The sequence below is a fragment of the Coriobacterium glomerans PW2 genome (assembly GCF_000195315.1).
In the GTDB taxonomy this organism is placed as follows: Bacteria; Actinomycetota; Coriobacteriia; order Coriobacteriales; family Coriobacteriaceae; genus Coriobacterium; species Coriobacterium glomerans.
The window spans coordinates 1,760,077-1,783,416 of sequence record NC_015389.1 but is presented as its reverse complement, the minus strand read 5'-3'; the positions used below and the strand labels follow the sequence as shown (position 1 = coordinate 1,783,416).

The following is a 23,340-nucleotide window of genomic DNA, read 5'->3' as shown; positions in this document are numbered from 1 at the left end:
GCTCACATATCCGAGACTGCATCGCAGTGCTGGTCATTATCGCATCCCTCATCGGGCCGGTCAATCGCGTGCCGCATGTGGTCGGCAGCTTGGAGCGTTTGACTCGATCGAATCAGACGGCATAATGGGATTGCTCTCAACCGAGGAGGATCTGATGTCCGTCAAGCGGGGACACTACAACACGCGGCAGCAGGCATTTGTCATGGAGCTGCTCGAGGCCCACGCAGGCGAGGCCTTGACCATTGAGGAGATATGCGATGCGCTGAGCGATCGCGGTAGCAGCGTCGGTCGCACAACTGTCTATCGCTTGCTCGGCAAGCTCTCTTCGCTTGGTCGCGTCATCCAAGTGGCGGACGTGCGCGGCGGGCCGTCACGCTACTGCAGGATTTCCGGAGAGGGGACCTATCTGGTCTGCTTGGGCTGCCACCGGGTCTTTCCGCTTTCCTGCGACGGCTTCGAGACGTTCGTCAGGCACATCAGCGGCGAGCACGATTTCGATCTTGAATTGCGTTCCACAGTTCTGCACGGCTACTGCGGGACGTGCGCCCGCGGCGCGCATGAGGAGAACCAGGGGATCACCCATGCCCGATGATGACGGATCCGTATTGTAGGGGCGACTGAGATCTTGGGTGCGGCATCGCCTGATGTGTCTATTTGACTTTGCGCGCGTTGGAATTAAACTAAAACTGATTTCCGATTTCGCAGTCTTTCCCCAGAGGCGGGCCGGATGAAGGTGGGCCGGGATGGGTAGAAATCCAGTCCGTGCACGATCGTGCCGGTCCGGTCGCGTTGACAGGGAGAAACCAGCATGTCTGATAACGAACTTGACCCTCGTTCGCCTAGCTTGAGTCGCAGAACGTTCCTTGGCATCAGCGCCGCCTTGGGACTCACAGCTCTCACCGGCATCTCGCTGGGTGGCTGTGACAGGGCCGGACACGCGGGAGCAGGGAAGGGCGAGAAAGGCAAGCTCGCCATATTGGCGGCTGAGAACACCTATGGTGACGTGGCTCGTCAGATCGGGGGCAGCTTCGCGGATGTGACCTCGGTGATCAGTGATCCTGGAGCCGATCCCCATAACTTCGAGATCACGCCGTCGGATGCGAAGATCATCAGCCAGGCGCTTATCGTGGTCGAGAACGGCTTGAGCTACGACGACTGGATGGACAAGATGCTCGCCTCCAGCGAGAGGGTGGACCGAACGATCATCAGCGCACAGAAGGTTTTGAAACTTCCCGATGACACGCAAAATCCTCATCTCTGGTATGATCCGGCAACCATGCCGCAGGTGGCGAAGACAATGGCCGCGGCGCTCAAGAAGCACGATCCCGATCATGCGAGCGAGTACGACAAGAATCTCAAAACCTTTTCTAGTTCCGTGGAGCGCTATCGATCCGCACTCGCCGATCTGGGAAGCCAGTATCCGGCCGCGAGCGCCGCTGCGACCGAGCCTGTTGCCAACTATATGCTCGCCGCTGCCGGCGTCACCATCAAGACTCCCTGGAGCCTTCAAGCGGCTATCATGAACGATCAGGATCCGTCGGCACAAGACATCGGCTCGCAGATGAAGCTGCTCAGCGATAGGCAGGTAGACTTCTTCGTGTACAACGAGCAGGTCACTTCGTCGCTTACGAAGAAGTTTCTCGACGCGGCGAAGGAGGGCGGCGTACCGGTGGTGGCAGTGTATGAGACGATGCCGGAGCACCACGATTACGCGTCATGGATGCTCGCCGAGGTGGACGCGATCAAAGCCGCGCTGTCAAAACACGAGTCCACGACGAGTCTGTCATGACTGCGGAGCACAGCGGTTTCGGACAGACGGTGCTCGCCGTTTGTGATCTGAGCGTCGAGCTCGGCGGAAGATGCGTTTTGGACCAGGTGACGTTCAAGATCGCCGCCGGCGAGCTGATCGGCCTCATCGGGTCCAACGGCGTAGGCAAGACAACGCTGTTTCGCGCCGTTTTAGGTGATATTCCATCTCGGTCGGGTCAGATCGATCTGCTCGGTCATGCGCGGGTGCGCCCGGGCGAGGTCGGTTACGTGCCGCAAAGCGTCGGGTTCGACCGAGATCTCCCCTTGCGCGCGCGCGACCTTGTAGCTTTGGGGCTGGATGGTCATCGATTCGGCCTGCATCGCCGGGGTCGGGCGTTCTGGAAGCGCGTCGAGGATGCCCTCATCGGTGTCGATGCGATCGATCTTGCAGATCGTCCGGTCGGGCGGCTCTCCGGTGGGCAGCAGCAGCGCGTTATGATCGCTGCGGCGACCGTTTCGGATCCTGCGCTTCTTATACTTGATGAGCCACTCGCCAGTCTCGACCCCGCTAACGAGATCGATGTGGTGCGGCTTCTCGATGGGCTGCGCCATCAGCGGAACATGAGCGTGATCATGTCCTCGCATGACATCAATCCGCTTCTCGGCGTTCTTGATCGAGTCATCTACCTCGCGAACGGCCACGCCGTGAGCGGCACGACAGACGAAGTGGTCCGTACCGATGTTTTAAGCAGACTTTACGGACGACCCATCGAGGTTGTTCGCCATGATGGTCATCTGTTTGTTCTTGCAGGTGATCGGGTATGATCGGCCTCGTCGAGGGCATGAGCTCCTCACCGGAGGTGCGCGTCGCGCTCGCTGTCGGAACGATCGTGGCCGTGATCACGGCTGCGGTCGGCGTTCTGACCGTGTTGAGGGGCCAGTCGTTCGCCGCCCACGCCCTCACCGATCTCGCATCGGTGGGAGGCTCCGCTGCATTTCTGTTCGGTGGCGATCAGCTCTGGGGGTTCGTGATAGCCTCGGTCCTGTCTGCTTTGGGCATGCATGCCATAGGAATCGAGCGCATCAGGAAGCGCGATATCGCAACAGGGATCGTTCTCAGCGCGGGCATGGGGCTCACTGCTTTGTTTCTCATGCTGGCGGCGACCGGTCGGTCTTCGGGCGGCTCTCCGATGTCTGTGCTCTTCGGCTCCCTGTTCTCCCTGCGCGCCAGCGTCGTTCCGCTTGTCTGCGTTCTGGCGATCCTTTGCGCTGTCGTGCTTGCACTCATCTGGCGGCCGTCGCTTCTGGCGACGGCATCTCTTCCGTTCGCGCGGGCACGCGGGGCGCGGACCCGTGCGGTTGATGCGCTGTTCATGTGCGCGCTCGGCATCGGGGTCGCCCTCGGCGCGATCTCGGTCGGCGCGGTGCTCGCGACCGCATTGCTCGTGGGCCCCGCAGCTTCGAGCTTGCGTGTCGCCGGCAGCACGCGTGCCGCCCTTGTCGCATCATGTCTCATCGGCGTCGCATGCGTCTGGGGCGGCGTCGCGCTCTCCTATGCGAGCTATGCATTTCTCGGCGGACGATCGCTTTCAGCCAGTTTCTGCATAGTCGCTCTCGTCTTCGTCTGCTATCTGGCCGCTTTGATGATGAGCGGCATTGAAGGGGCTGCTCGCAAGGGGGCGCGTAAGCGTGTTTGAGTCCTACCTGTGGAACACATGGCTCGGCGGGACGATCATCGCCCTGGCGGCCGGTGTCGTCGGCTTCTTCGTGGTCATGCGCGGCGATTCCTTTCTTGCTCATGCCGTTCCACACGGATCGTTTGCCGGTGCGGCTCTGGCGAGCATCTTCGGGGTCAGCTCGATGGCCGGTATGGGTGCGGCAGCGGCGGCTACAAGCATCGCCGCTGTCACGCTGGGAAGGCGCGGCAAACAGGATGTGGTGATCGCGTTGCTCCTGTCTTTTCTGCTCGCGGGAGGATCCCTTGTCTTGAGTCTCGGAGGAGCGTATGCGAACCAGGTCTATGGTCTGCTGTTCGGACAGGTGCTCGCCGTGTCCTCCTCCGGACTCGGCGTCATGGCGATCTGCGCCTCGCTGTCTGTGCTCGCTGTCGTGACGATGCTCAGACCGCTGCTTGCCGTCTCCGTGTTACCCGGTTCCAGAACGGCGAGGGGCGCGAATCGCCTCGCACTCGATATCGCGTTCTCTCTTGTGCTCGCGGCGGTTACCACGGCGAGCGTGCCGGTCGTCGGCGTGCTGCTATTGTTCAGCCTGCTCGTCGCACCGCCCGCTGCAGCCTGCGAGCTGTGTCGGACACCGGCGCGCGCGATGGGACTCTCATGCGCTCTTTGTCTGTTCTCCATATGGGCCTCGATCGCTCTTTCCGTGATGACCGACTTCCCTGTGGGATTTTTCGTTGCGAGCATCTCGACGGTCATATATGTTGTTGCGCGCTCAGTGGGGCATCGCTGAGGTTCGCGGATGAACTGTGATCATTGTCGATGAACGGCGGTTTTGCAGCTGCAGACGGTGCAAAGAAGACAAAAAAGAAATAATTTTTCACTATTAATTACATAAAAAGAAATTTTTGATATAGTACCTGAATCCATCGGGAGTCGGCCGTCGCAACCGAGAGAGCTGCAGCGCGCGTCGCTGCGCTCGATCACGGCCGCAGGAGAAAGGACGCAAACAATGCAGATCGGACTTGTCGGTTTGGGGAAGATGGGCTACAACCTCGCCCTCAACCTTTGTGACCATAACCACGAAGTGATCGGCTTCGACCTCGCGGAACAGGCACGTGCGAGACTCGCGGACAAGGGCGTGGACACCGTGAGGAGTCTGACCGAGCTCGCCGCCGCACTCGACGCGCCGCGCGTGATGTGGCTGATGGTGCCCCCTGGGGATGCGACCGATGCGACGATCACGAAGTGCCTGGAGGTGCTCGAACCCGAAGACATTCTCATCGACGCGGGCAACACCAACTACAGAGACACCATCGATCATGCTGCAGCCTGCGCCGCTCATAACGTGCGCTTTCTTGATATCGGCACCTCAGGCGGAACGTCTGGGGCCCGACAGGGTGCGTGCCTCATGATCGGTGGCGATCGAGACGCCTACGAGCTGATCGAGGACGCGCTGCTCGATGTCACATGCGAGGATGGCTGCGCTTACGTGGGGCCCGCCGGATCCGGGCACTTCATGAAGATGGTCCACAATGGCGTCGAGTACGGCATGATGCAAACGATCGGGGAGGGTCTCGCCATCATGCGCACGGCCCCGTTCGACTACGATCTCGCCGCGGTGTGCAAGAACTGGAACCACGGGTCGGTTGTTCGCTCCTGGCTCATGGAACTCATCGAGCAGCAGCTTATCGCCGAGCCCGATCTGGCTGGCATCAAAGGCATCATCGGTACATCTGATGAGGCGAAATGGACGATGCAGGCCGCACTCGAGCAGAACGTCCCGGCCCCGGTTATCGCTCAGTCGCTGTTCGAGCGGAATTCATCGCAGATGGGCGAGGAGAATTTCTCGCACAAAGTTGTCGCAGCGCTGCGAAAGGGCTTTGGCGGGCATGCGGTCGTAACCAAGTGAACGACAGACAAACCGGAGGCCGAATGATGACGCGCAATTTGTTCGAGGCCAGATATCTCCAACTCAAGATTCATGCATCCAGCTGGCAGGATGCGCTGGCCAAGGCGGCGGATCCGCTCATCCAAGACGGCGGTATCGACACCGCATACATCGATGACATGGTCGAAGCGATCAAAAAGCTCGGACCCTATATCGTGCTCGCACCCGGGCTGGCCTTGGGTCATGCACGTCCGAGCGCAGCGGTGCATCGCCCCTGCGTGGCTATCGCGACGCTGGACGAACCTGTCGCGTTTGGCAGCGAGCACAATGATCCGGTCGACATCGTGGTGATCTTCGCTGCCGTCGATGATGACGCCCACATCGAGCTTCTACGGAGACTTGTCATCTTCTTCAACGCGCCCGACAGTTTGAACAGCCTGCGGGCGGCCTGCACGACGAAGGACGCGCTGGATATCGTCTGCGCGATCAACACGGGGGAGTAGCACATGGACGCTCTGAATTTCATCGTATATCAGCTTCTGACCAATCAGGTTATCTTTTTGGGACTGATCGCACTCGTGGGGCTTCTGCTGCAGAAAAAGAAGTTGCCCCAGACGATCGATGGCGTCGTGAAGACGGTCATCGGGTTTCTTGTCGTGTCCTCCGGGGCCGGCATCGTAAACAGCTCTCTTTCCAAGGTCGTGACCGCGCTCAACGGATCGCTGGGAGTGGCGGGCGTGCTGCCCCTGAATGAAGCAGCCGGTGCTCTGGTGCTGTCGATGGAGAGCGTGGGTCGCAATGCGGTGCTCATATTTCTGTTCGCCTTCCTGCTCCATCTGCTGCTCGTACGGCTCATTCCCGCCAAGGATTTCAAGAATGTCTACCTGACTGCGCATCTCGCCTTGTTCCACGCATGCTTCATGGCCGTCACGCTGCCAGCGGTGCTCGGTGTAGACAACGCCGCGCTCGTCATCGGCCTCGGCAGCGTTTTGAACGCGCTGTACTTCACGCTTTCCCCGGCCATCACTCGCAAACTGGCGCGCGCGTGGACAGGCGACGTCATCACCCTCGGGTTCAACGACCAGGTGGGCTCGCTGGTCGCGACCGGTGTCGGAAGACTCGTGGGCTCGACGGAGCCCGCTCAGGATGCGGACAAACTCAAGCTACCCAAATGGGCGATCATGTTTCGCGACAACACCGTCGTGTTGTTCTTCCTGATGCCGATCATTTTCATCGGCATGGGCGTAGCCGTCGGTCAGGACGGCATCCAAGCGCTCGCCGGCAAGGGACCGGATGCGACCAACTGGTTCATATGGCTGGTGATCCAAGCCTGGACGTTCACAGCGGGCATCGTCATTTTGCTGCAGGGCGTGCGCATGTTCGTCGGATCCATAGTTCCGGCGTTCAAAGGCATCTCTGACAGGTTTCTGCCCGGCTCCATCCCGGCGCTGGATGCTCCGACGTTCTTCCCCTATTCGCCGATGGGGGGCATGTTCGGTTTTCTCGGCTCATCGGTCGGGGCCATTCTGGTCTGTCTGCTGACGATCGCGCTGCATTCGCCGATCATCGTGTTCCCCTCACCGATCATCATGTATTTCGATGGCAACGTCATGGGCGTGTTCGGCAACAAAGCAGGTGGCTGGAAGGGCGCGCTCGCTGCGGGCTTCGCGGGAGGCTTGATCACCTCGGCCGCTGTCATACTTTTCTATCCGCTCACCGGCGCGGTCTTCGGGCAGGGTGTGACGTGGTCCAACATCGACTACGCTATTGTCTGGATGCCGGTCATGTATGTGATCAAGTTCATCTCAGCGCTGTTCATCTGATTCAATTCAAGGAGAGCATTATGAAGATCTGCGCAGTCTGCGCTTTCGGAGTCGGTTCATCTATCATCGCCAAGATGAACATCGAGGCGATCCTGGCCGATGAGGGCCGCGAGGAGATCGAGGTCATCACTGTGGATCTCGGCAGCATCTCGGGCACCGATGCGGATATCTATGTGACGACCAACGAGCTATCGGAGAACTTCCCCGAGGAGTTCAAAGACAAGACGGTCGTTCTCGACAACTTCATCGACCGTGCTTCCATCCAGCAGAGCCTCGATCCGCGCATCGCGGCCTTGGGAGCCTAGCGGATGTGAGTTCATGATCGATGACGAGTCGTTTTCGAGTTCGATGCGTCGTCAAACCGTTTGTACCCGTGCATTCGGCTCGCCCGAATGCACAGAAGGAGAGGAGAGGTCGCCATGTCAGCGAAATGTGTCCAAGAGGTGACCCAGCAGAGCTGGATCAACGAGGTGTTTCCCGAATGGGGGACCTGGCTCAACGAAGAGATCGACCGCACGGAGATCGAGCACGGCACCTTCGGTATGTGGTGGCTCACGAACATGGGGGTCATGATCAAAAGCGACAAGCAGACACAGATCGCGATCGATCTGTGGTGCGGGCCGGGCAAGCGGACTCACGACGCACCCGATATGGGTCCGCGCCATCAGTGGTCGCGCCTGACGGGAGGGCGCAAGATCCAACCGAATCTGCGCGCCGTGCCCATGGTCATCAATCCCTTTGCGATCCATCGTCTCGATGCGCTGCTGTGCACGCACTTCCATCACGATCACATCGATCTGAATGTCGCGGCCGCCATCCTGCAGGGGGTTGAGCAGGACATACCCTTCATCGGTCCGAAGTTCGTGGTTGATCAGTGGATCGCGTGGGGCGTGCCCGCCGAGCGCTGCGTCACGGTCAGACCCGGAGACACCGTCAAGGTCCATGATATTGAGATCGATGTCTGCGAGTCGTTTGACCGGACTGTTCTGATCACCGATCAGAAGGGTGAGCCGGTGCCGGAGGGCAAGGAGATCCCCGACATGGACGAGCGCGCAGTCAACTTCGTCGTCAAAACGGATGCCGGCAGCGTCTACCACGGCGGGGACTCTCATTTTGCGACCATGATGGCTGAGCACGGCAAGAGATTCGATATCGATGTAGCGATCGTCGCCTATGCCGAGAACCCCATCGCCGTAACGGACAAGATGACTTCGTCCGATGTCCTGCGCGCTGCCGAGTCACTGGGATGCCGCGTCGTGGTTCCCGTTCATTGGGATGTATGGAGCAACATGCTTGCAGATCCGCAGGAGGTCATCGATCTGTGGCGGATGCGTCGTGATCGCATGGGCTATACGTTCTATCCGTTCGCCTGGCTGCCTGGCGGCAGCTTCATCTATCCTCGGGATGCGGAGAAGATCGCTTACTTTCATGATCGAGGATTTTCCGATCATCATATGCATCCCACGGATGTGCCCTATCCATCGTTTCTGTAGACTTCCGAGCGGGCCCGAAACGAAGCGGTCTCGCTTCACGGTGTCTCATCGCTCGACGCGGGTCGTTCCGATCGCCTCTCGAACGAGCTGCAGGGAATGCTTCGAGCGCTCCTCATCGTGAAGCATCACCATGGTGTAGAGGGTATCGATGAGCGCGAGCTGCGAGATGCGCGAGGAGAGCGACTCCGAGCGATATCCAGTCTCTTCGGAGATCGTCACCAGAGCTACGGTGCTCGCGCGTGCAAGAGCGGAGGCGGGGTTGCTCGTGATCGCGATCACAGGGCAGCCCCGCTTCTCAAGCATGGTCGCGATGTCTATTGTCTGCTTGCTGCAGCCGCTGTGAGAGATGGCTATCGCGCAGTCTCGATCTGTGAGACGCGCAGCTTCCATGAGCTGCAGGTGGAAGTCTGCCTCATAGCGCACGTCGATCGGGGTTCGCATGAACTTATGGAACCCGTCTGCCGCGACGATGCTGCTGCCTCCCATCCCATAGAAGGACAGTCGCTCGCAGTGAATGATCAGATCTGCTGCGGCAACGATGTCCGCTTCTTCCAACATGGCTTTCGTGTCGGTGAGAGACTTTATCGATGAATCGAATACGCTCGCGGCGATCTCGCATGGACCGGAGCATTCCGAGATGTGTTCGTGGATGGAGACCTCCCGATCAAAGTCTTCGAGAAGCAGATCATTTCTGAAACTGCGAAAGCCTTGGTAACCGAGTTTGCGCGTGAATTTGAAGATCGTCGAGTCAGCCATGCTCAGCTGCTCTGACATCTCGTTGATGGTCATGCGCGATGCTCTCTTGGGGTCGCTCAGGATGAACGAAGCAATCTGAATCTCTTTGGCGGAAAAAGCTTTCTCCATGGTTTTGATCTTGAGTTTGAGCGTTTGTCCCGTCATCATGATCCCTTCTGCGGTTGCTTTTAGCGCAACAGTCATATCTCAGCTGATCGAAGTATGAGTTGCGCTCAATCGAGGGAGTCGCCTGCCCGATATGTATACTACTGCATCTGGACGCTGGTAGAAAAAATCTATGAGATCTTAGAAAAAATTTTCTTCGAATCAAGATCGCAACCTATGAAAAGGGATTCATGCCAAGAGCGGGTCGAAGTGATGAGACGAAGCGCTGACTCCTTCACTGTTTGTTTCCCATACATCTCGATGTCTTTGACACTCCGGCTGCAGCAGGCTAGAGTGAACACGGAGTCATTTTCCATCGAATATATGAATACAGTCTGCGCATCCTGAGTATGTGGAAAAACAGCTCCAGTCTGTATAGTTGGAGAGAAGTTGACACTATGAGCGTTCTATTCACATTAGACCTGTTCGCGAGGATCGCGCTTGCAGCCCTGAGTGGCATCATCATCGGGTTCGAGCGCATGAGCCACTTCAAGGTGGCCGGTGTCAGCACGCATATGACGGTAGGCCTGTCGGCTGCGCTGATCATGGTCGTATCGAAATACGGGTTCTCAGATAGCACGGGATTCGCGGTCGATGTCTCTCGTATCGCGGCCCAGATCGTCTCAGGGGTCGGTTTTCTGGGCGCGGGCATCATCATCCAGCGCGATCGCACGGTGCAGGGTCTCACGACAGCGGCAAATATCTGGGGAACCGCCGGGGTCGGAATGGCATATGGTGCCGGCCTCTATGTCGTCGGTATCTTCGGTACCGCCTCCCTCGTGGGTTTTCACGCCCTCGTGCACCATGTCGGGCGCCTGCAGCCGGAGATGCAGCAGACCTACATCCTCAAGCTCAGAAAGACCAGTGACATGGCTCATCTGCTGGATGCGAGCAACGGAGCCACCAAGCTCATCTCCTATGATATCCGCCGCTTCGACAAGGATTCAGCAGAGGTTGAGATGACGTTGCTGTTCAGAGACGACAAGCAGGAGCAGCAGTGGGCCGAGCACACGATCGCGCGAAAAGACATCGTCAAGCTCATGAAAGCCTAACTGGGCCGCTTGGACGAGCCGAACTGCCTCAGTCGGGCCCCCGGGTGCCGCACGCTGCATCTTCGGTGCGCGCGCGGGTGGCGGCAACCAAGGGGATCGTCAGGGTGAACACGCAGCCGCCACCGGGATTATCCTCGAGTGACACCCTGCCGCCGTGCCCCTCGGCGATGGCGCGCACGATCGCCAGACCGAGGCCGACGTTTCCCTGGCTGCTCGAGCGTGATGAGTCCGCGCGGTAGAAGGCATCGAAGACGAGGTCCTTTCGCGCATCTTCGATACCAGCGCCGTGATCGGCTACGCTGATGCTTACCTCGTCGTCTGACGCCGCCGCAGATAGCTCGACATCTATGCCATGACCGCCGTGATCGATCGCGTTCTCCACGAGGTCGGCGAGCGCCCTTTGCAGCAGAGCGGCGTTTCCCGTCACGGTTATGGAAGGAGTGTCCGCATGCTGCATTCTGACGAGGCGCACGCCGCGTTCGCGGGCCTTGTCCTCCAGCTCCGCGCATACGTTGTCGATCATCGATTCGATGTATATGTGCTCGTGAAGTGTCATCTCGTTCATGTTCGCCAGATCAAGCAGGTCTCCGACGATGCGGGACAGTCTATCTATCTGACAGGAGAACGTCTCCAGCAAGGCCTCTTGCTCAGCGGGCGTGCGAGACGAGCGCTTGCGAAAGACCTCGAGGCGCGTTTTCAGGACCGCGAGTGGCGTGCGCAGCTCATGTGCGGCGCTCTGGGAGAATCGCTTCTGGGCGACGAACGCCTCCTCGAGTTTCTCGCTCATCTTGTTGAATGACACGGCGAGTGAGGCCACCTCATCGCGACCGGGCGGAATCTCCGCGCGCTCGCATAGGTTCCATGCCGTGCGCGTCGCCATGTGCTCGCTGAGTTCGCGCAGCGGCCGCATTGCTCTGCCGGTGAGCACCCAGATGAGGCCGAAACCAGCGAGGACGGTGACAGCGAGATATCCCAGGCTGTCAAGAAGATAGGTGCGTCGCGCGTCCACGGAGGTCCGCGGTTGATGGGGTGGCTCTCGCAGCGAGAAGGAGCGGGTGCCAGACTCGGCACTCGAGATACCACCGCCGATCTCGAGGGTCGGCGTTGCCTCGATCGTATCGGCCATCGCATTGGCCGAGCGGTTCAGCAGGGCGCACAGGCTGATGCTCAAGATGAGAATGAGTCCGGTGCTCACAAGCGTCAGACGAACACGAAGCGGTATGGATCTCACGGCCGTTCCCCCTTCAATCTATATAGTAGCCCTCGCCGATTCTCGTTTTGACCACATCGTCGCCCACTTCGGCGCGCAGCTTCTTGCGCAGCGAGGCGACATGGACCCGCACGACGTTGCTGAAGGTGTTCGCATCGCGGTCCCATATGTGGTCGAGCAGGTCCTCTTGGCTTACGACCTCTCCTCTGTGAAGCAGGAGATGCTCGAGTACGGCAAGCTCCTTGCGCGTCAGCGCGATCTCGCGCGACCCGACGCGAAGCGTTCTGCCGATCGTGTCGAGTCTGAGGTCGCCGCAGCGAAGAACGGAGGCGGCTTGAGTGAAGCTTCTATGAGTCAGCGCGCGAATGCGCGCCTCAAGCTCCTCGAAGGCGAATGGTTTGATCAGATAGTCATTCGCGCCGCTATCGAGTCCGTTCACTCGGTCAGCGACCGAGGAGCGCGCTGACAGGATGAGGACCTTGATATCACGCGCGCTCTCGCGCAGCTCGCGCAGGATCTCGATACCGTCCTTGCCGGGCAGATTGAGATCGAGGATTACCAGATCATAGGATTCCACGGCAAGAAGCTCGGAGGCCATCTGTCCGTCCGCGCAGGTTTCGACCGCGTAGCCATCGAGTCTCAGGCCCTCGGCGATCGCGTCTGCGAGATCGCGCTCGTCTTCCACCACAAGCAGTCTCATATCCGCCCCTTTCGTTTTCAACAACTATAGTCCCAAGTTGGCGAGCTCGCGCTTAACGCGGACTTTACATCGCATCTGCTATGCTCCGGTGGCCGAAGGCAAAAGCGAGACGAGAGGAAGAGGACACGTGTTTCAACTGAGTCATGTTTCCAAGACATACGGTGGGCAGGATGCGCTGCACGATGTGACGCTCGAGATCGGTGGCGGCATGAGCTACATCGTGGGCCCCTCGGGTAGCGGAAAGACCACGCTTCTCAAGATCATGAGCGGGATGGATGATCGCTACGAGGGAACGGTGAGCTATAACGGACAAGATCTCAGAACCCTTGCCAAACGCGATCGCTCCCGCCTGTTCGGACAGGTGTTCGGCTTCGTCTGGCAGGACTTCAATCTCATAGAGGAAAGGACCGTTCGCGAGAACGTAGAGCTTGCGTCCTGGATCTCCGCCGAGGCCGATGAGCGCGCCATCGTCCGGGCGATGCGCGACATGAAGATCGAGAAGCTCGCCGAGCGCCCGGTCCGCGAACTGTCCGGTGGACAGAAGCAGCGCGTCGCGATCGCCCGCGAACTGGTCAAGGACCCCGAGGTCATCTTCGCGGACGAACCGACCAGCGCGTTGGACAAGCGCTCCGCGAAAGCGACGATAGGCATCTTGCGCGTGCTGGCCAAGGAGCGCAGCGTGGTCGTCGTCACGCACGACCGCTCGCTGCTCGCGGGCAGCCCCTATGTCTATGAGCTGGACAAGGGGACGCTCTCTCAGGCACCCAAGCCCAGGCGCGCCGCCGAGCGCGCCGCGCGCGAGCGCCGGCCACCCCGGCTCCCCATCGCTGCGGCCCTGCGCATGGGTGCGATCGCCGTACGGAGGAACCTCGGCCATACGCTGTCCATCCTTCTGGCCGCGCTCATCTCCGCGTCTCTTCTGCTCTCTTCGGCGGGTACGGCGGTGGCCGGCGCCGGGCAGAGCGAGTTCGACCGTCTTTATGCCTCATATGGCGATCAGCTGCTCGACCTCAGCCTGTTCTCCTCATTCATTGGCGCGGGATACAACAACGGCAAGAAGAGCGATGATCCAAATGTGGATGTCGATCAGGATCTCTCTGGCCTCTATGAGAAATACGCGCAAGATGATCGCGTCAAGATGTTGATGGTGCCCCAGCCGTTCCAAGACATTCACGTCACCGTGGACGGCCATGAGTATCCGATCACCTCGACGAACAACGTGCCGGTGATGAACAAGCTGCTCGCCGGCTCGATGCCCGCCGACTCCAAAGGCGGCGACGCTTCCGACAGTCAGCAGATCGCCGTGCCCGAGAGCTTTGTGAAGAAACTCGGCATCTCAAACGAGGATGCGATCGGCCGTGAGCTCGATTTCAAGGGCTCTGTGTACAATTGGGCGTCCGGTTCTCCGGTCGAGGTGCCGCTGAGCGCGCACGTGAAGATCAGCGGCGTGATCAACACCGATATGGTCTCCGATGTCGGAGGTTCGACCAGCAAATACTCGGTCGATGACTCCTTCTTCTTCAGCCCCGCCACCCTCAAGCGCATGCGCGAGGCCGCCGGAATGAGCGGCGATGCGCCGGCGCTTTATCTCCGCGCCAAGAGTCCGAAGGATCTGATCTCTCTCAAAAACGAGCTCAATGCAAACGGGATCGTTCCGACCGGACATTTCGAGCAGGTTGAGAAGCTCGTCAAGATGAATGATGAGACGAGCCAGCAGACTGGATCTGCGACAACGGTCATGGGAACCCTTTCTGTCGCGGTCGTAGCCGCGGTGGCGCTGATCGGAGCGATTCTGCGCAGACGAGAGTTCGCGATCCTGAACGTTGCGGGCTATGTCGGCAGGCGACTCGCCGGTGCCCTCGTCGGGGAGTTCGTGCTGCTCGCTGTGATGTCGGCCGCGCTGTTCGTTGTCGCGTCTCCGGTGGTCAACGCTATCACACAGGCTCTATGGCGCGTCTCGATCATGCGAATCGACTTGATCGCCGTGGGTGCGCTCATGGCGGCGGGGCTCAGTTTGCTCGCCTATGTCATCACCATGGTGGTGGCTTCTCTCAGCCGGCCGGCGGACGCCCTGCAGAGAGGTGAGCGCTGATATGCTCGAACTCAGGGATGTGACGAAGCGCTACGGGCAGACGACTGTCCTGGAACACGTGACGTTCTCGTTTCCGGCACGAGGTCTCGTGTGCATCATGGGTCCTTCCGGCGCTGGAAAGTCGACGCTGTTGAACCTGCTGGCGGGATTCGACCGCGACTATGAGGGAGAGATCCGCTTAGATGGACTGGTGCTTTCGGATATGGATCCCGACGCGCTGTGCGAGTACCGCCGCACAGAGGTGGGGTTCGTCTTTCAGGACTATTGTCTGATCTCGGGCTACACGGCTCTCGAGAACGTGTTGATGGCATCAGCTCTGAACGCGACCTCAGAGGAAGACCGGCGTGCTCGCGCAGAGCGGCTCCTCGGTCGTGTGGGCTTGGGCGACAAGGCCTCGCAGCACGCGAAGACGCTATCCGGCGGGCAGAAGCAACGTGTCGCGATCGCTCGGGCGCTCATGGGATCGCCGACGCTCATTTTGGCCGATGAACCCACCGGTGCCCTCGACCGAGCGACGTCCGGTGAGATCATGGACCTGCTCTGCGAGATCGCGCATGAGAGGCTCGTGGTGGTGATCACACATGACGAGAAGCTGCTGCCCTTTGCTGACGATGTCTTGCACATCGAGGACGGACGCCTCGTCGCGGATGGTGCGACGACTGATGCCGCTCAGACGTCTTTCGAGACGACCGAACCCGATGCCATCGCCTGCACTCCGGAGGCCGCAGCCGCCAAAGATGCCCAGCCGCACGTCGCGGACGCCCCTGCACCGCGAGCCCCCGTGCGCGCGCTCGCGACGGCTGCGGCGAACTTCAGAGCCCATGCGCCCAGACTCGTCGCCATCGCCGCGATCATCTCCTTGGGGTTGCTGGCCGTTCTGCTCTCCCTGTCCTGCCGCAACGTTGAGCGCCAGTCCATCGAGCGATTCAAGCAGAGCAACCCTGTTTTCGGCAACGGCTATATCAAGGGCGGCGACACGGCGAAGGCGCTTTCAAAGCTTCGCGCCGATGGCCGCGTGGCTGACAGCTACAACCAGTATGTCCTCAATGATGTGGGCTTGAGTCTGGATGGCAAGCAGGAGACGATGGCGGAGAAGCTGCCGCTTCCGAAGGCGACCGAATCGCTGTCCTATGGCACCATGCCGCGCGAGGGGCGCGAAGAGATCGCGCTGACGCCGAGCCTCGCCAAGAAGTTCGCGGCGAACATCCACAGTCTGCTCGGCAAGCAGATGCAGTTCGACATCGGAGGCACCTCCCGCAAGCTGAGGGTGAGCGGGATCTACAACGCCGGATACGATGACTTCTTCATCAGCTCGGACATCGAGCGGGATCTGTATGAGGGCATGCAGGATCAACAGGTCTACTCAATCAGCTACGATGTTCCCGAATTCGACGATGTGCTGCCCGTGAGAGCATCGCTGCGCGCTCTGGGCTTCGAGCCCACCGACGCGTCTGCCGAGGTGAAGAACCTATCGGAGACGTTCGCCAATGTCAACCGACTCTTTCTGAGCGTCGCGGTGCTGGTTTGCGCGGTCGCGCTGTTCCTGTGCGCCGTGCTGCTCGTCAGGCTGCAGGGCTCCAGAGTCCGCGAGATGGGTCTGCTGTCCGCGCTCGGCTTTCGCCGACGGGATGTCGCTGCCGTGATACGCTTCGAGAACCTGATGCTCGCAGGTCTAGCTGCGGTGATGTGCTGTGTCCTCGTGGGTCTCGTCAACATCGTCGCATCGCTGATCGCCTTTCCGATCGAGATCGGCGTCGCGGAGGTCGCGCTCAGCTCCGCAGCGGCGTTCGCGACGGTTCTGATCGTGAGCGCGCTGGCAAGCGCGCGGCTGCTGAGGGCGGATCCCGCGCGGGCGCTCAGAGGCTGATCGAGACCGACCGCCAGCAGGCCCATGTCGCTTGGCGATCGGTCCCACCGTGCGCCGGCGCGTCGATGGGTGCAAAGAGGAGGGGATACGAAGGGCTGCGACGCCGCGATTGGCATCGAGCCGCGACCCCCTCCTCTGCGCGCGCTCTTGTCCAGAGCTACTTCGGCCACCAGCTGATCTGCGAGATGTTGGTGCGGATGTGCTCGCATGAGGCGCGGAACAGCTCGATCTCGGCATCGTCGAGACCGGGATCCAGGACCTCCTCGATCCCCTCGCGTCCTATGATGCAGGGCAGCGAGGTGAAGATACCCCGTTGCCCGTACTGACCTGTGAGCAGCGTTGATGCACCCATGACGGAATGCTCGTCATGGAAGACGGCCGCGATGATGCGCGCCGCGGCGTTTGCAACGGCGTACTCGGTGCAGCCCTTCCCGTTCAGGGTGACGTAACCACCATAGAGCGCCTTTTTACCCAGATCGTCTCTATCGAGATCGAAGCGCTGCGGGTCGAGTTCGGCGAGCGCCTGCAGCGGTATTCCGCCGATGGACGCTCCGGACCATGCCGCAAATCCGGAGAAGCCGTGCTCGCCAACCATATAGGCATCGATCGATTTCGGATCGATGCGCGCGACCCTGGCGATCTGATAGCGCAACCGCGCGGAGTCCAGCGCCGTGCCCGTTCCGATGATTCGGGCCGGATCGTAGTCGGTGAGCTTCCAAAACGCGGTCGCCACCACATCGCAGGGATTCGCGATCGTGACCCAGATGCCTTTGAAGCCCGCATCGACGATGCGCTGAGCGAATCCGTGCACGGCATCGCTGGAGAAGAAGAGCTCCCCGTCGCGGTTCTCCTTTGCCAGAGCGACCTTGCCGGCGGCGTTCACGATGATATCGCAGCTCGCGAGTTCCTCGTAGCGATCGCCGCAATCACGGATGAGGGCGTTATGGGGGCAGAACAGCAGAGAATCGGAGAGATCCTGCGTCTGGGCCTCGGTTGCGTGCCGATCGATATCGCAGAGATACAGCTCATCTGCGATACCCTGCAAGAGCAGGCTGTTGCCGACGTGGGCCCCGACATGGCCGACACCGATGATTCCAACGGTTCGAGCTTGCAATGACATGGCGGCTCCAATCTTCGAAGGTGCACGGCACCATTGTACGCCCCTCGACGCAAAACGATGGAGTGTTTCAAGTTGGATACCTCGACGCAACTGAATGGCGCATGACGGCGGAATCGATCCATATCGCGAAGGCACGCCTCCGTCGTGGACGAATACCGGATTCCATCGCGGAGCGGCTGTCGAGCGAATTGGGACGCACCGCCTGCGGTACGATAGACGGCGCGAACCCGCCCGGCGTGACCGAGCGGGCTTTTCTGCGTTCACGACCGATTGGACACGTGTCACATGCTCATTCACCGCATCGCCGCCCAGCTCTTGTCTGCCGAGCCGATTCGTCTCATCGAGGCCGCTCTCGAGCGCGGCGAGGATGCGACGCTCGCCGTATCGCAATCAGCTCGCAACCTGCTCATCGCAGCCCAGTTCGCGCGCAGGCCCCGCCCGACGGTCTACATCGTCTCCGGAGAGGAGGCCGCTGATCGCGCCGCCCGAGCGCTCACCGCCTTCGTCGGCCTCGAACACGTCGTTCGCTATCCGGAGCGCGCCGACTGGCCTTGGGCCGCCACGGCAGCCGATGACGCGGCTGTCGCGACCCGGTGCGAGGCTCTGGGCCGCATGGCGCGCGGCGACGCTGCCATCATGGTCGCGTCGGCACGGTCTCTGCTCAGGTGCGTCCCAGAGCCCGAGAGCCGATACTGGGAAGAGAAGCGCTTCGCCGTTGGCGACCAGTTCCCCTTCGAGCAGGTACCCACGTTGCTCGTCGGCATGGGCTATGCGCGAGCAGGCGCAGCCGATGTCGCGGGCACGTTTCGCGTCCACGGCGACGCGGTGGACATCTTTCCCGCGCAGTCCGGCTCTCCGGTGCGCATCGAGTTCTTCGGCGATGAGATCGACCGTATCCGTCTCATGGTCGCGCTCACCGGTCAGACTATCGGCGAGGTGCAGGAGGTGTCCATCTTCCCGTGTCGCGAGCTCGCTCTGACAGATGATGCCGTACGGCGCCTCCATGCGGCGCTCTATGAGGCATCGCAGGGCGACAGCGAACTCGCTTCACTGCTCGAGCAGGTGAAAGCTCGTATCGCGGTTCCCGAACTCGATCGTTTGCTGCCGCTCATGTATGACCGCACGGTCAGCCCGCTCGAACACGTCCCTCCTGAGGCGCTCATCGCGCTATCCGAGCCGCGCTCGCTGTTCGACGACTGCACGCGCGCCTACGAGACGATCGCGCAGCGGGCGCAGGATTGCGGCGTGCGCCGGCTCGATGGGCTCTACGTGCGCCCGAAGGAGCTTGATTTCGGCAGGCAGCAGCGGGTGAACTACGTGTCGCTCATCCGTGCGGGAGGCGGGCCCACCGCCGAGCTCAAGATCGAGCAGCCCTCGATCGCCGGCACCGATACCCGCTTCATCACGCGCCTGAGGCAGCTCGTGGCGCGCCGCGACGCGATAGTCTTCGCGATTCCCGATCGGGGTGCCCGCGAAGCGATCGAGCTTTCCTTGAATGACGAGTCGATCCCTATCGAGGAGTCCCTCAGCGCGGCTCCGGAGAACGCTGATCCGATCGATGTAGCGTGCTTGCGGCGCGCCGCGGACCCGATCAACGCCCGACGCATCGAGGCGGACGCGGCTGCGCCCACCGCTCGGACGCTGACACGGGGACGCGTCACCTTCGTCGACATCCCGCTGACCGCTGGCGTCGTCGTGCCCGATGCGCATCTCGCGGTGCTCTCGCTGTCGGATCTGAGCGCGCGCATGGACAGACGCCGCGGCCGCGCGCGTCGTCGCGCACATGTGACTGATATCACCTTTCCCTATCAGCCGGGAGACTACGTCGTGCACGCCACTCACGGCATCGGTCGGTTCGCGAGCATCGTTCGTCAGGAGGTCGGCGGACTCGAACGCGACTACTTCCTGCTCGAGTACGCCGACGGCGACAAGCTCTACGTTCCGCTCGAACAGGTCGATCGGATCACCCGTTACGTGGGTCCGGACGGGTCATCTCCCAGACTCACGCGTCTGAACACGGCTGACTGGTCGCGTGCCACGGTCCGCGCGCGCAACAGCGCAAAGCGGCTCGCTTTCGATCTCGTCGATCTCTACACGCGTCGCTCGACTGTGGCCGGGCACGCCTTCGCTCCGGATACGCCCGCGCAGCTCGAGATGGAGCAGGCCTTTCCCTATGAACCCACGCGCGACCAAATCGAGGCGATCGGCGACATCAAAGCTGACATGGAGGCCCCCAAGCCGATGGATCGCCTCCTGTGCGGCGACGTCGGCTTCGGCAAGACCGAGGTCGCGCTGCGCGCGGCATTCAAGTGCGTGGACAACGGCTATCAGGTCATGGTGCTGTGCCCCACGACCATTCTCGCCCAGCAGCATTACGAGACCCTTTTCGAGCGCTTCGCCCCTTTCGATATCGAGGTCGAGGTGCTCAGTCGCTTCCGCACGCCCTCCGAGCTGAGCGCCGCGCTCGCGGGCTTCTCGGACGGCAGCGTGGACGTTCTGGTGGGAACGCACCGACTGCTCTCCTCCGATGTCAATCCGCACAGCCTCGGGCTCGTCATCATCGATGAGGAACAGCGCTTCGGCGTGCAGCACAAAGAGCAGCTCAAGAACCTTCGCGAGCAGATCGACGTGCTTACGCTGTCCGCGACGCCGATTCCGCGCACCATGCAGATGGCGATGTCGGGGGTGCGCGACATGTCGCTCATCACGACGCCGCCGTGCGGGCGGCGGCCCGTTACGGTGCATGTGGGGGAGTACGATCCGGATACCGTCTCCGCGGCGATCCGTTTCGAGTTGGCGCGCGAAGGGCAGGTATACTACGTGTCGAACCGCGTGAAGACGATCGAGGATGCGATCGATCGGGTGCACGAGGCCGCGCCGGAGGCTCGCGTGGGCGTCGCGCACGGCAAGATGAGCTCACGAGAGGTCGAGGAGACGATGATCGACTTCACGGCCCATCGCATCGACGTGCTCGTTGCGACGACCATCATCGAGAGCGGCATCGACAATCCTCACACGAACACCCTCATCATCGAGGACGCGCAGCGATTGGGCCTCGCCCAGCTCTACCAGTTAAAGGGCAGAGTCGGCCGGTCCGCCTCGCAGGCCTTCGCCTACTTCATGTTCCCCGGCGAGCAGCCGCTCACTCAGGAGGCGACCGAGCGGCTGTGCGCGCTGTCCGAGTTCCAGGAGCTGGGCAGCGGCATGCGCATCGCGATGCGCGATCTCGAGATCAGGGGGGCCGGCTCGCTTGTCGGAGCCGAACAGCACGGCAACCTGTCGAATGTGGGATTCGATCTGTTCACTCAGATGCTCGGGCAGGCTGTTGCCGAGGCGCGCGGCGAGGGGGCGTCCGAGATGAGCGAGTCCGGAGTGACGATCAATCTGCCGGCGGATTTCTTTTTGGATGAGGCCTATCTGCGCGACGTGGACCGCCGCGTGCTGCTCTATCGCAAGCTCGCTGCAGCAGCGGATCTGCGTACGGTTGACGAGGCGCAACAGGAATGCGAGGCGGATAACGGCGAGCTGCCGCTTGCGGGCAGAAATCTGTTCGACCGCGCCCGGCTGCGCATCCGGGCGGACCGGCTGGGTCTTGAGAGCGTCTCGCTCGCGGCGGGCAGGCTCACGTTCACCGGCATAGATGTGCGCGCCCCGATCGCCGCCGCCTTGCGAGAGCGGTTGGGAGCGATCGTCTATCCGAAGTCGCGCAAGCTCTCGGTGCCCTACCGAATCGGGGCCGGAGCGGGCTCCGGGCGGGGTCGAGGAATCGATGCTCACGACCAGCCCAGCGCCGTCGCGGCCGCACTCGAGATCGCAAGCCAGCTCGGCACCACCGCAGACGAGGACTGAGCGGGACCTACGAATGCTCCTCGAGCATTTCCTGCAGGGTCGTCATGAGCGCAGGGGTGACCTGTTTCTTGCGGCTCACGACGCCGGGAAGCACGGCTATGCCGTCTTCCGGCGTCACCCCGAATGCGCGGATCACCGTGGCCTCGGCGTTCGCACCGTAGTACATCATATCGGTCGACTGGCTCTTGACATCTGTGAACATGTAGAACACGATCGGCAGCTCCTCGGACTTCGCTCCCGTCTTGAGCCAAGGGCCCACGAGCCGCTCTGCGGCGCGACGGCTGGGCTCGGTCATGAAGCTGCCCTGGCCGACGCCGAAACGGACGTTGCCGCGGCTGAACACCTTGAAATCCTGGTGGAAGACCTCCTCGGCCGTGCGGCCGGTGAGATCGGCACCCGCATCGAACATCGCATCGGCGTACGTTTCGATCTCGACGCCGGATATCTCGGCGAGCTTCCCGCCGACGAATACATCACGGGGGGTGCAGGTGGGTGAGCGAAACGCCAGCGTGTCGGAGAGGATCGCCGAGAGCATGAGTCCGGCGATGTCGCGCGGGATCTCAACGCCGCTCTCCTCATAGATGCCGTAGATGATCGTTGCGGTGCACCCGACCGGCATGTTTCGAAAGTACACGGGCCCGCTCGTCTCGATCGACCCGATGCGGTGATGATCGATGATCTCGACGATTTCGGCTTGCTCGAGGCCATCGACCGCCTGCGACCGCTCGTTGTGGTCGACGAGTATGACATGCTTCTTCGTGACATTCAGCAGACTCGCCATGCTCGTGATGCCCTCATAGCCGCCAGATTCGTCGAGCACGGGGAAGAACCGGTGACGCGTCTGGGCGATGATCTTGCGCGCATCGTCGACAGCGGTGTTGACGCTGAAGCGGATGACGTCCTCAAACGGCAGCATCTCGGCGCTCACGGGGATCGACATGCTGATGAGACGAGCGGCCGCATAGGTGTCATACGGGGTGGTGATGATCGCGCACTCACGTTTCTTCGCGAGCTCGCGCACCGTATCGGTCACTTTCGCATCGTTGCAGATGATGAGGCATGATGCTCCGGATTCGACGGCGAAGCGCTGCGTCTCGAAGCGATTGGTGACCAAGATGATATCACCCGGCTCAACAGCTCCATCCATCATCTCAGGGGAGGTGCCCACGCGGATGCTGCCGCGAGTGATGCGGCTCTGCGGGTCGCCGACGACCATGTCACCTTTGAGTGTCGAGAGCACGTTGCCGTACTTCGTCTCGGAGTCCGACAGGATCGACGCGTGGAAGATGTCCATGTTGGCATTGGCTATATCGCGCACGGTGATGATGCCTTGGATCGAGTCGCTGTGATCGGTGATGCACAGCGTGCCGACGTCCTCCTCGCGCATGAGATCCCACGCGGCGTAGAGGCTCAGATCGCGGTCCACTCCTCCCAGGCGCTGGATCATCGTATCTTTGATCTGCGGGGAGACCGTGGTGATGAGCTCGGGCTCCTCGAAGCCGAAATGATCGAGGACGAACGCCGTCTCGCGGTTGATCGTGCCGGCTCGCCGGGCCTCGTACTCGGTGTCTCCGATCTTGTTCTTGAGGTAGGCGTAGGCAATGGCCGAGCAGATGCTGTCCGTGTCGGGATGCAGATGGCCAATAACATTGACCTTGCGAATTGCCTCAGTCATGCAGCACTCCTTGCGTCGTGCGCCCGCGCGATATCGGGCGTCGGATGCGAATGGTTCTCTGAATTGTACCCCCGCGCGTCTCCGCGCGCTCTCACCGACGCCGCGTGTCGATTGAACCGTCATATGATCTGCGCTGCGCTCAGCTCGGAGGTGGTTGAGAGGCTGGCCAGGTTCGCAGCTGTCGCCTCAGGGGGCCCGGCGCATTCCCGCCCGCTTCGCGCGTCTGCGGCAGCGCGGTGCGAT

At 61.2% G+C, this 23,340-nt stretch carries 19 protein-coding genes; 14 read left to right on the top strand and 5 right to left on the bottom strand.

All coding sequences use genetic code 11. From position 1 onward, the window contains the following. The first annotated feature begins 154 nt into the window (after positions 1 to 154). The 10 genes from CORGL_RS07835 to ulaG all read left to right on the top strand — a co-directional run bounded on the left by CORGL_RS07835 (position 155) and on the right by ulaG (position 8,632). On the top strand, positions 155 to 592 hold the full coding sequence (locus tag CORGL_RS07835; RefSeq protein WP_013709365.1) for a Fur family transcriptional regulator: 438 nt from the start codon (positions 155 to 157) through the stop codon (positions 590 to 592). A gap of 252 nt (positions 593 to 844) precedes the next feature. Beyond that, entirely contained in the window at positions 845 to 1,789 is a 945-nt protein-coding gene (locus tag CORGL_RS07830; RefSeq protein WP_172633554.1) for a metal ABC transporter solute-binding protein, Zn/Mn family, read from the top strand. Next, the gene (locus CORGL_RS07825; protein ID WP_013709363.1) at positions 1,786 to 2,574 is read left to right on the top strand and encodes a metal ABC transporter ATP-binding protein; all 789 of its coding nucleotides are present in this window, start codon (positions 1,786 to 1,788) and stop codon (positions 2,572 to 2,574) included. The genes CORGL_RS07830 and CORGL_RS07825 overlap by 4 nt, the downstream gene beginning before the upstream one ends. Further along, positions 2,571 to 3,446, top strand: a complete 876-nt coding sequence (locus CORGL_RS07820) for a metal ABC transporter permease (RefSeq protein ID WP_013709362.1) — start codon at positions 2,571 to 2,573, stop codon at positions 3,444 to 3,446. Before CORGL_RS07825 ends, CORGL_RS07820 begins: the two co-directional genes overlap by 4 nt. Continuing rightward, complete coding sequence (locus CORGL_RS07815; RefSeq protein WP_013709361.1) at positions 3,439 to 4,218, top strand: metal ABC transporter permease; 780 nt, start codon at positions 3,439 to 3,441, stop codon at positions 4,216 to 4,218. Before CORGL_RS07820 ends, CORGL_RS07815 begins: the two co-directional genes overlap by 8 nt. Before the next feature lie 111 nt (positions 4,219 to 4,329). Then, positions 4,330 to 5,337, top strand: coding sequence for a phosphogluconate dehydrogenase (NAD(+)-dependent, decarboxylating) (gnd, locus tag CORGL_RS07810; protein WP_342610098.1), 1,008 nt, complete (start codon positions 4,330 to 4,332; stop codon positions 5,335 to 5,337). Between the two features lie 23 nt (positions 5,338 to 5,360). Beyond that, entirely contained in the window at positions 5,361 to 5,819 is a 459-nt protein-coding gene (locus tag CORGL_RS07805) for a PTS sugar transporter subunit IIA (protein ID WP_049777706.1), read from the top strand. Between the two features lie 3 nt (positions 5,820 to 5,822). Continuing rightward, positions 5,823 to 7,139 (top strand): PTS ascorbate transporter subunit IIC, encoded by a 1,317-nt coding sequence (locus tag CORGL_RS07800; protein WP_013709358.1) that lies wholly within the window; start codon positions 5,823 to 5,825, stop codon positions 7,137 to 7,139. Between the two features lie 20 nt (positions 7,140 to 7,159). Next, positions 7,160 to 7,444: a PTS sugar transporter subunit IIB gene (locus tag CORGL_RS07795; protein ID WP_013709357.1), complete on the top strand. Its 285-nt coding sequence runs from the start codon at positions 7,160 to 7,162 to the stop codon at positions 7,442 to 7,444. 114 nt (positions 7,445 to 7,558) lie between these two features. Continuing rightward, the gene (ulaG, locus tag CORGL_RS07790) at positions 7,559 to 8,632 is read left to right on the top strand and encodes an L-ascorbate 6-phosphate lactonase (protein ID WP_013709356.1); all 1,074 of its coding nucleotides are present in this window, start codon (positions 7,559 to 7,561) and stop codon (positions 8,630 to 8,632) included. A gap of 45 nt (positions 8,633 to 8,677) precedes the next feature. Here the strand turns inward: ulaG and CORGL_RS07785 are convergent, their stop codons facing one another. Beyond that, the gene (locus CORGL_RS07785) at positions 8,678 to 9,535 is read right to left on the bottom strand and encodes a MurR/RpiR family transcriptional regulator (RefSeq protein ID WP_013709355.1); all 858 of its coding nucleotides are present in this window, start codon (positions 9,533 to 9,535) and stop codon (positions 8,678 to 8,680) included. 395 nt (positions 9,536 to 9,930) lie between these two features. On the opposite strand from CORGL_RS07785, the gene CORGL_RS07780 reads away from it, so the two are divergent. After that, positions 9,931 to 10,584, top strand: a complete 654-nt coding sequence (locus tag CORGL_RS07780; protein ID WP_013709354.1) for an MgtC/SapB family protein — start codon at positions 9,931 to 9,933, stop codon at positions 10,582 to 10,584. Between the two features lie 28 nt (positions 10,585 to 10,612). On the opposite strand, the gene CORGL_RS07775 is transcribed toward CORGL_RS07780, so the two are convergent. Together CORGL_RS07775 and CORGL_RS07770 are read right to left on the bottom strand one after the other, a co-directional pair. Then, entirely contained in the window at positions 10,613 to 11,815 is a 1,203-nt protein-coding gene (locus CORGL_RS07775) for a sensor histidine kinase (protein ID WP_013709353.1), read from the bottom strand. A gap of 13 nt (positions 11,816 to 11,828) precedes the next feature. Then, positions 11,829 to 12,494: a response regulator transcription factor gene (locus CORGL_RS07770; RefSeq protein ID WP_013709352.1), complete on the bottom strand. Its 666-nt coding sequence runs from the start codon at positions 12,492 to 12,494 to the stop codon at positions 11,829 to 11,831. Positions 12,495 to 12,621: 127 nt separating this feature from the next. Here CORGL_RS07770 and CORGL_RS07765 point away from each other — a divergent pair, with 127 nt between their 5' ends. Beyond that, positions 12,622 to 14,586, top strand: coding sequence for an ABC transporter ATP-binding protein (locus tag CORGL_RS07765; protein WP_013709351.1), 1,965 nt, complete (start codon positions 12,622 to 12,624; stop codon positions 14,584 to 14,586). A gap of 1 nt (position 14,587) precedes the next feature. Next, on the top strand, positions 14,588 to 16,453 hold the full coding sequence (locus tag CORGL_RS07760; RefSeq protein WP_013709350.1) for an ABC transporter ATP-binding protein/permease: 1,866 nt from the start codon (positions 14,588 to 14,590) through the stop codon (positions 16,451 to 16,453). A gap of 157 nt (positions 16,454 to 16,610) precedes the next feature. Here the strand turns inward: CORGL_RS07760 and CORGL_RS07755 are convergent, their stop codons facing one another. Continuing rightward, positions 16,611 to 17,573 (bottom strand): lactate/malate family dehydrogenase, encoded by a 963-nt coding sequence (locus CORGL_RS07755; protein ID WP_013709349.1) that lies wholly within the window; start codon positions 17,571 to 17,573, stop codon positions 16,611 to 16,613. Between the two features lie 285 nt (positions 17,574 to 17,858). On the opposite strand from CORGL_RS07755, the gene mfd reads away from it, so the two are divergent. Further along, the gene (mfd, locus tag CORGL_RS07750; protein WP_013709348.1) at positions 17,859 to 21,422 is read left to right on the top strand and encodes a transcription-repair coupling factor; all 3,564 of its coding nucleotides are present in this window, start codon (positions 17,859 to 17,861) and stop codon (positions 21,420 to 21,422) included. A gap of 7 nt (positions 21,423 to 21,429) precedes the next feature. On the opposite strand, the gene CORGL_RS07745 is transcribed toward mfd, so the two are convergent. Next, positions 21,430 to 23,097 (bottom strand): putative manganese-dependent inorganic diphosphatase, encoded by a 1,668-nt coding sequence (locus tag CORGL_RS07745; RefSeq protein ID WP_013709347.1) that lies wholly within the window; start codon positions 23,095 to 23,097, stop codon positions 21,430 to 21,432. Positions 23,098 to 23,340 lie beyond the last annotated feature (243 nt).

Bases quoted from the DNA above. Each gene is read 5' to 3' on its own strand.
- CORGL_RS07835 (WP_013709365.1), top strand. From the start codon at position 155: ATGTCCGTCAAGCGGGGACACTACAACACGCGGCAGCAGGCATTTGTC.
- CORGL_RS07825 (WP_013709363.1), top strand. From the start codon at position 1,786: ATGACTGCGGAGCACAGCGGTTTCGGACAGACGGTGCTCGCCGTTTGT.
- CORGL_RS07820 (WP_013709362.1), top strand. From the start codon at position 2,571: ATGATCGGCCTCGTCGAGGGCATGAGCTCCTCACCGGAGGTGCGCGTC.
- CORGL_RS07805 (WP_049777706.1), top strand. From the start codon at position 5,361: ATGATGACGCGCAATTTGTTCGAGGCCAGATATCTCCAACTCAAGATT.
- CORGL_RS07800 (WP_013709358.1), top strand. From the start codon at position 5,823: ATGGACGCTCTGAATTTCATCGTATATCAGCTTCTGACCAATCAGGTT.
- CORGL_RS07795 (WP_013709357.1), top strand. From the start codon at position 7,160: ATGAAGATCTGCGCAGTCTGCGCTTTCGGAGTCGGTTCATCTATCATC.
- ulaG (WP_013709356.1), top strand. From the start codon at position 7,559: ATGTCAGCGAAATGTGTCCAAGAGGTGACCCAGCAGAGCTGGATCAAC.
- CORGL_RS07785 (WP_013709355.1), bottom strand. From the start codon at position 9,535: ATGATGACGGGACAAACGCTCAAACTCAAGATCAAAACCATGGAGAAA.
- CORGL_RS07780 (WP_013709354.1), top strand. From the start codon at position 9,931: ATGAGCGTTCTATTCACATTAGACCTGTTCGCGAGGATCGCGCTTGCA.
- CORGL_RS07770 (WP_013709352.1), bottom strand. From the start codon at position 12,494: ATGAGACTGCTTGTGGTGGAAGACGAGCGCGATCTCGCAGACGCGATC.
- CORGL_RS07760 (WP_013709350.1), top strand. From the start codon at position 14,588: ATGCTCGAACTCAGGGATGTGACGAAGCGCTACGGGCAGACGACTGTC.
- CORGL_RS07755 (WP_013709349.1), bottom strand. From the start codon at position 17,573: ATGTCATTGCAAGCTCGAACCGTTGGAATCATCGGTGTCGGCCATGTC.
- mfd (WP_013709348.1), top strand. From the start codon at position 17,859: ATGCTCATTCACCGCATCGCCGCCCAGCTCTTGTCTGCCGAGCCGATT.
- CORGL_RS07745 (WP_013709347.1), bottom strand. From the start codon at position 23,097: ATGACTGAGGCAATTCGCAAGGTCAATGTTATTGGCCATCTGCATCCC.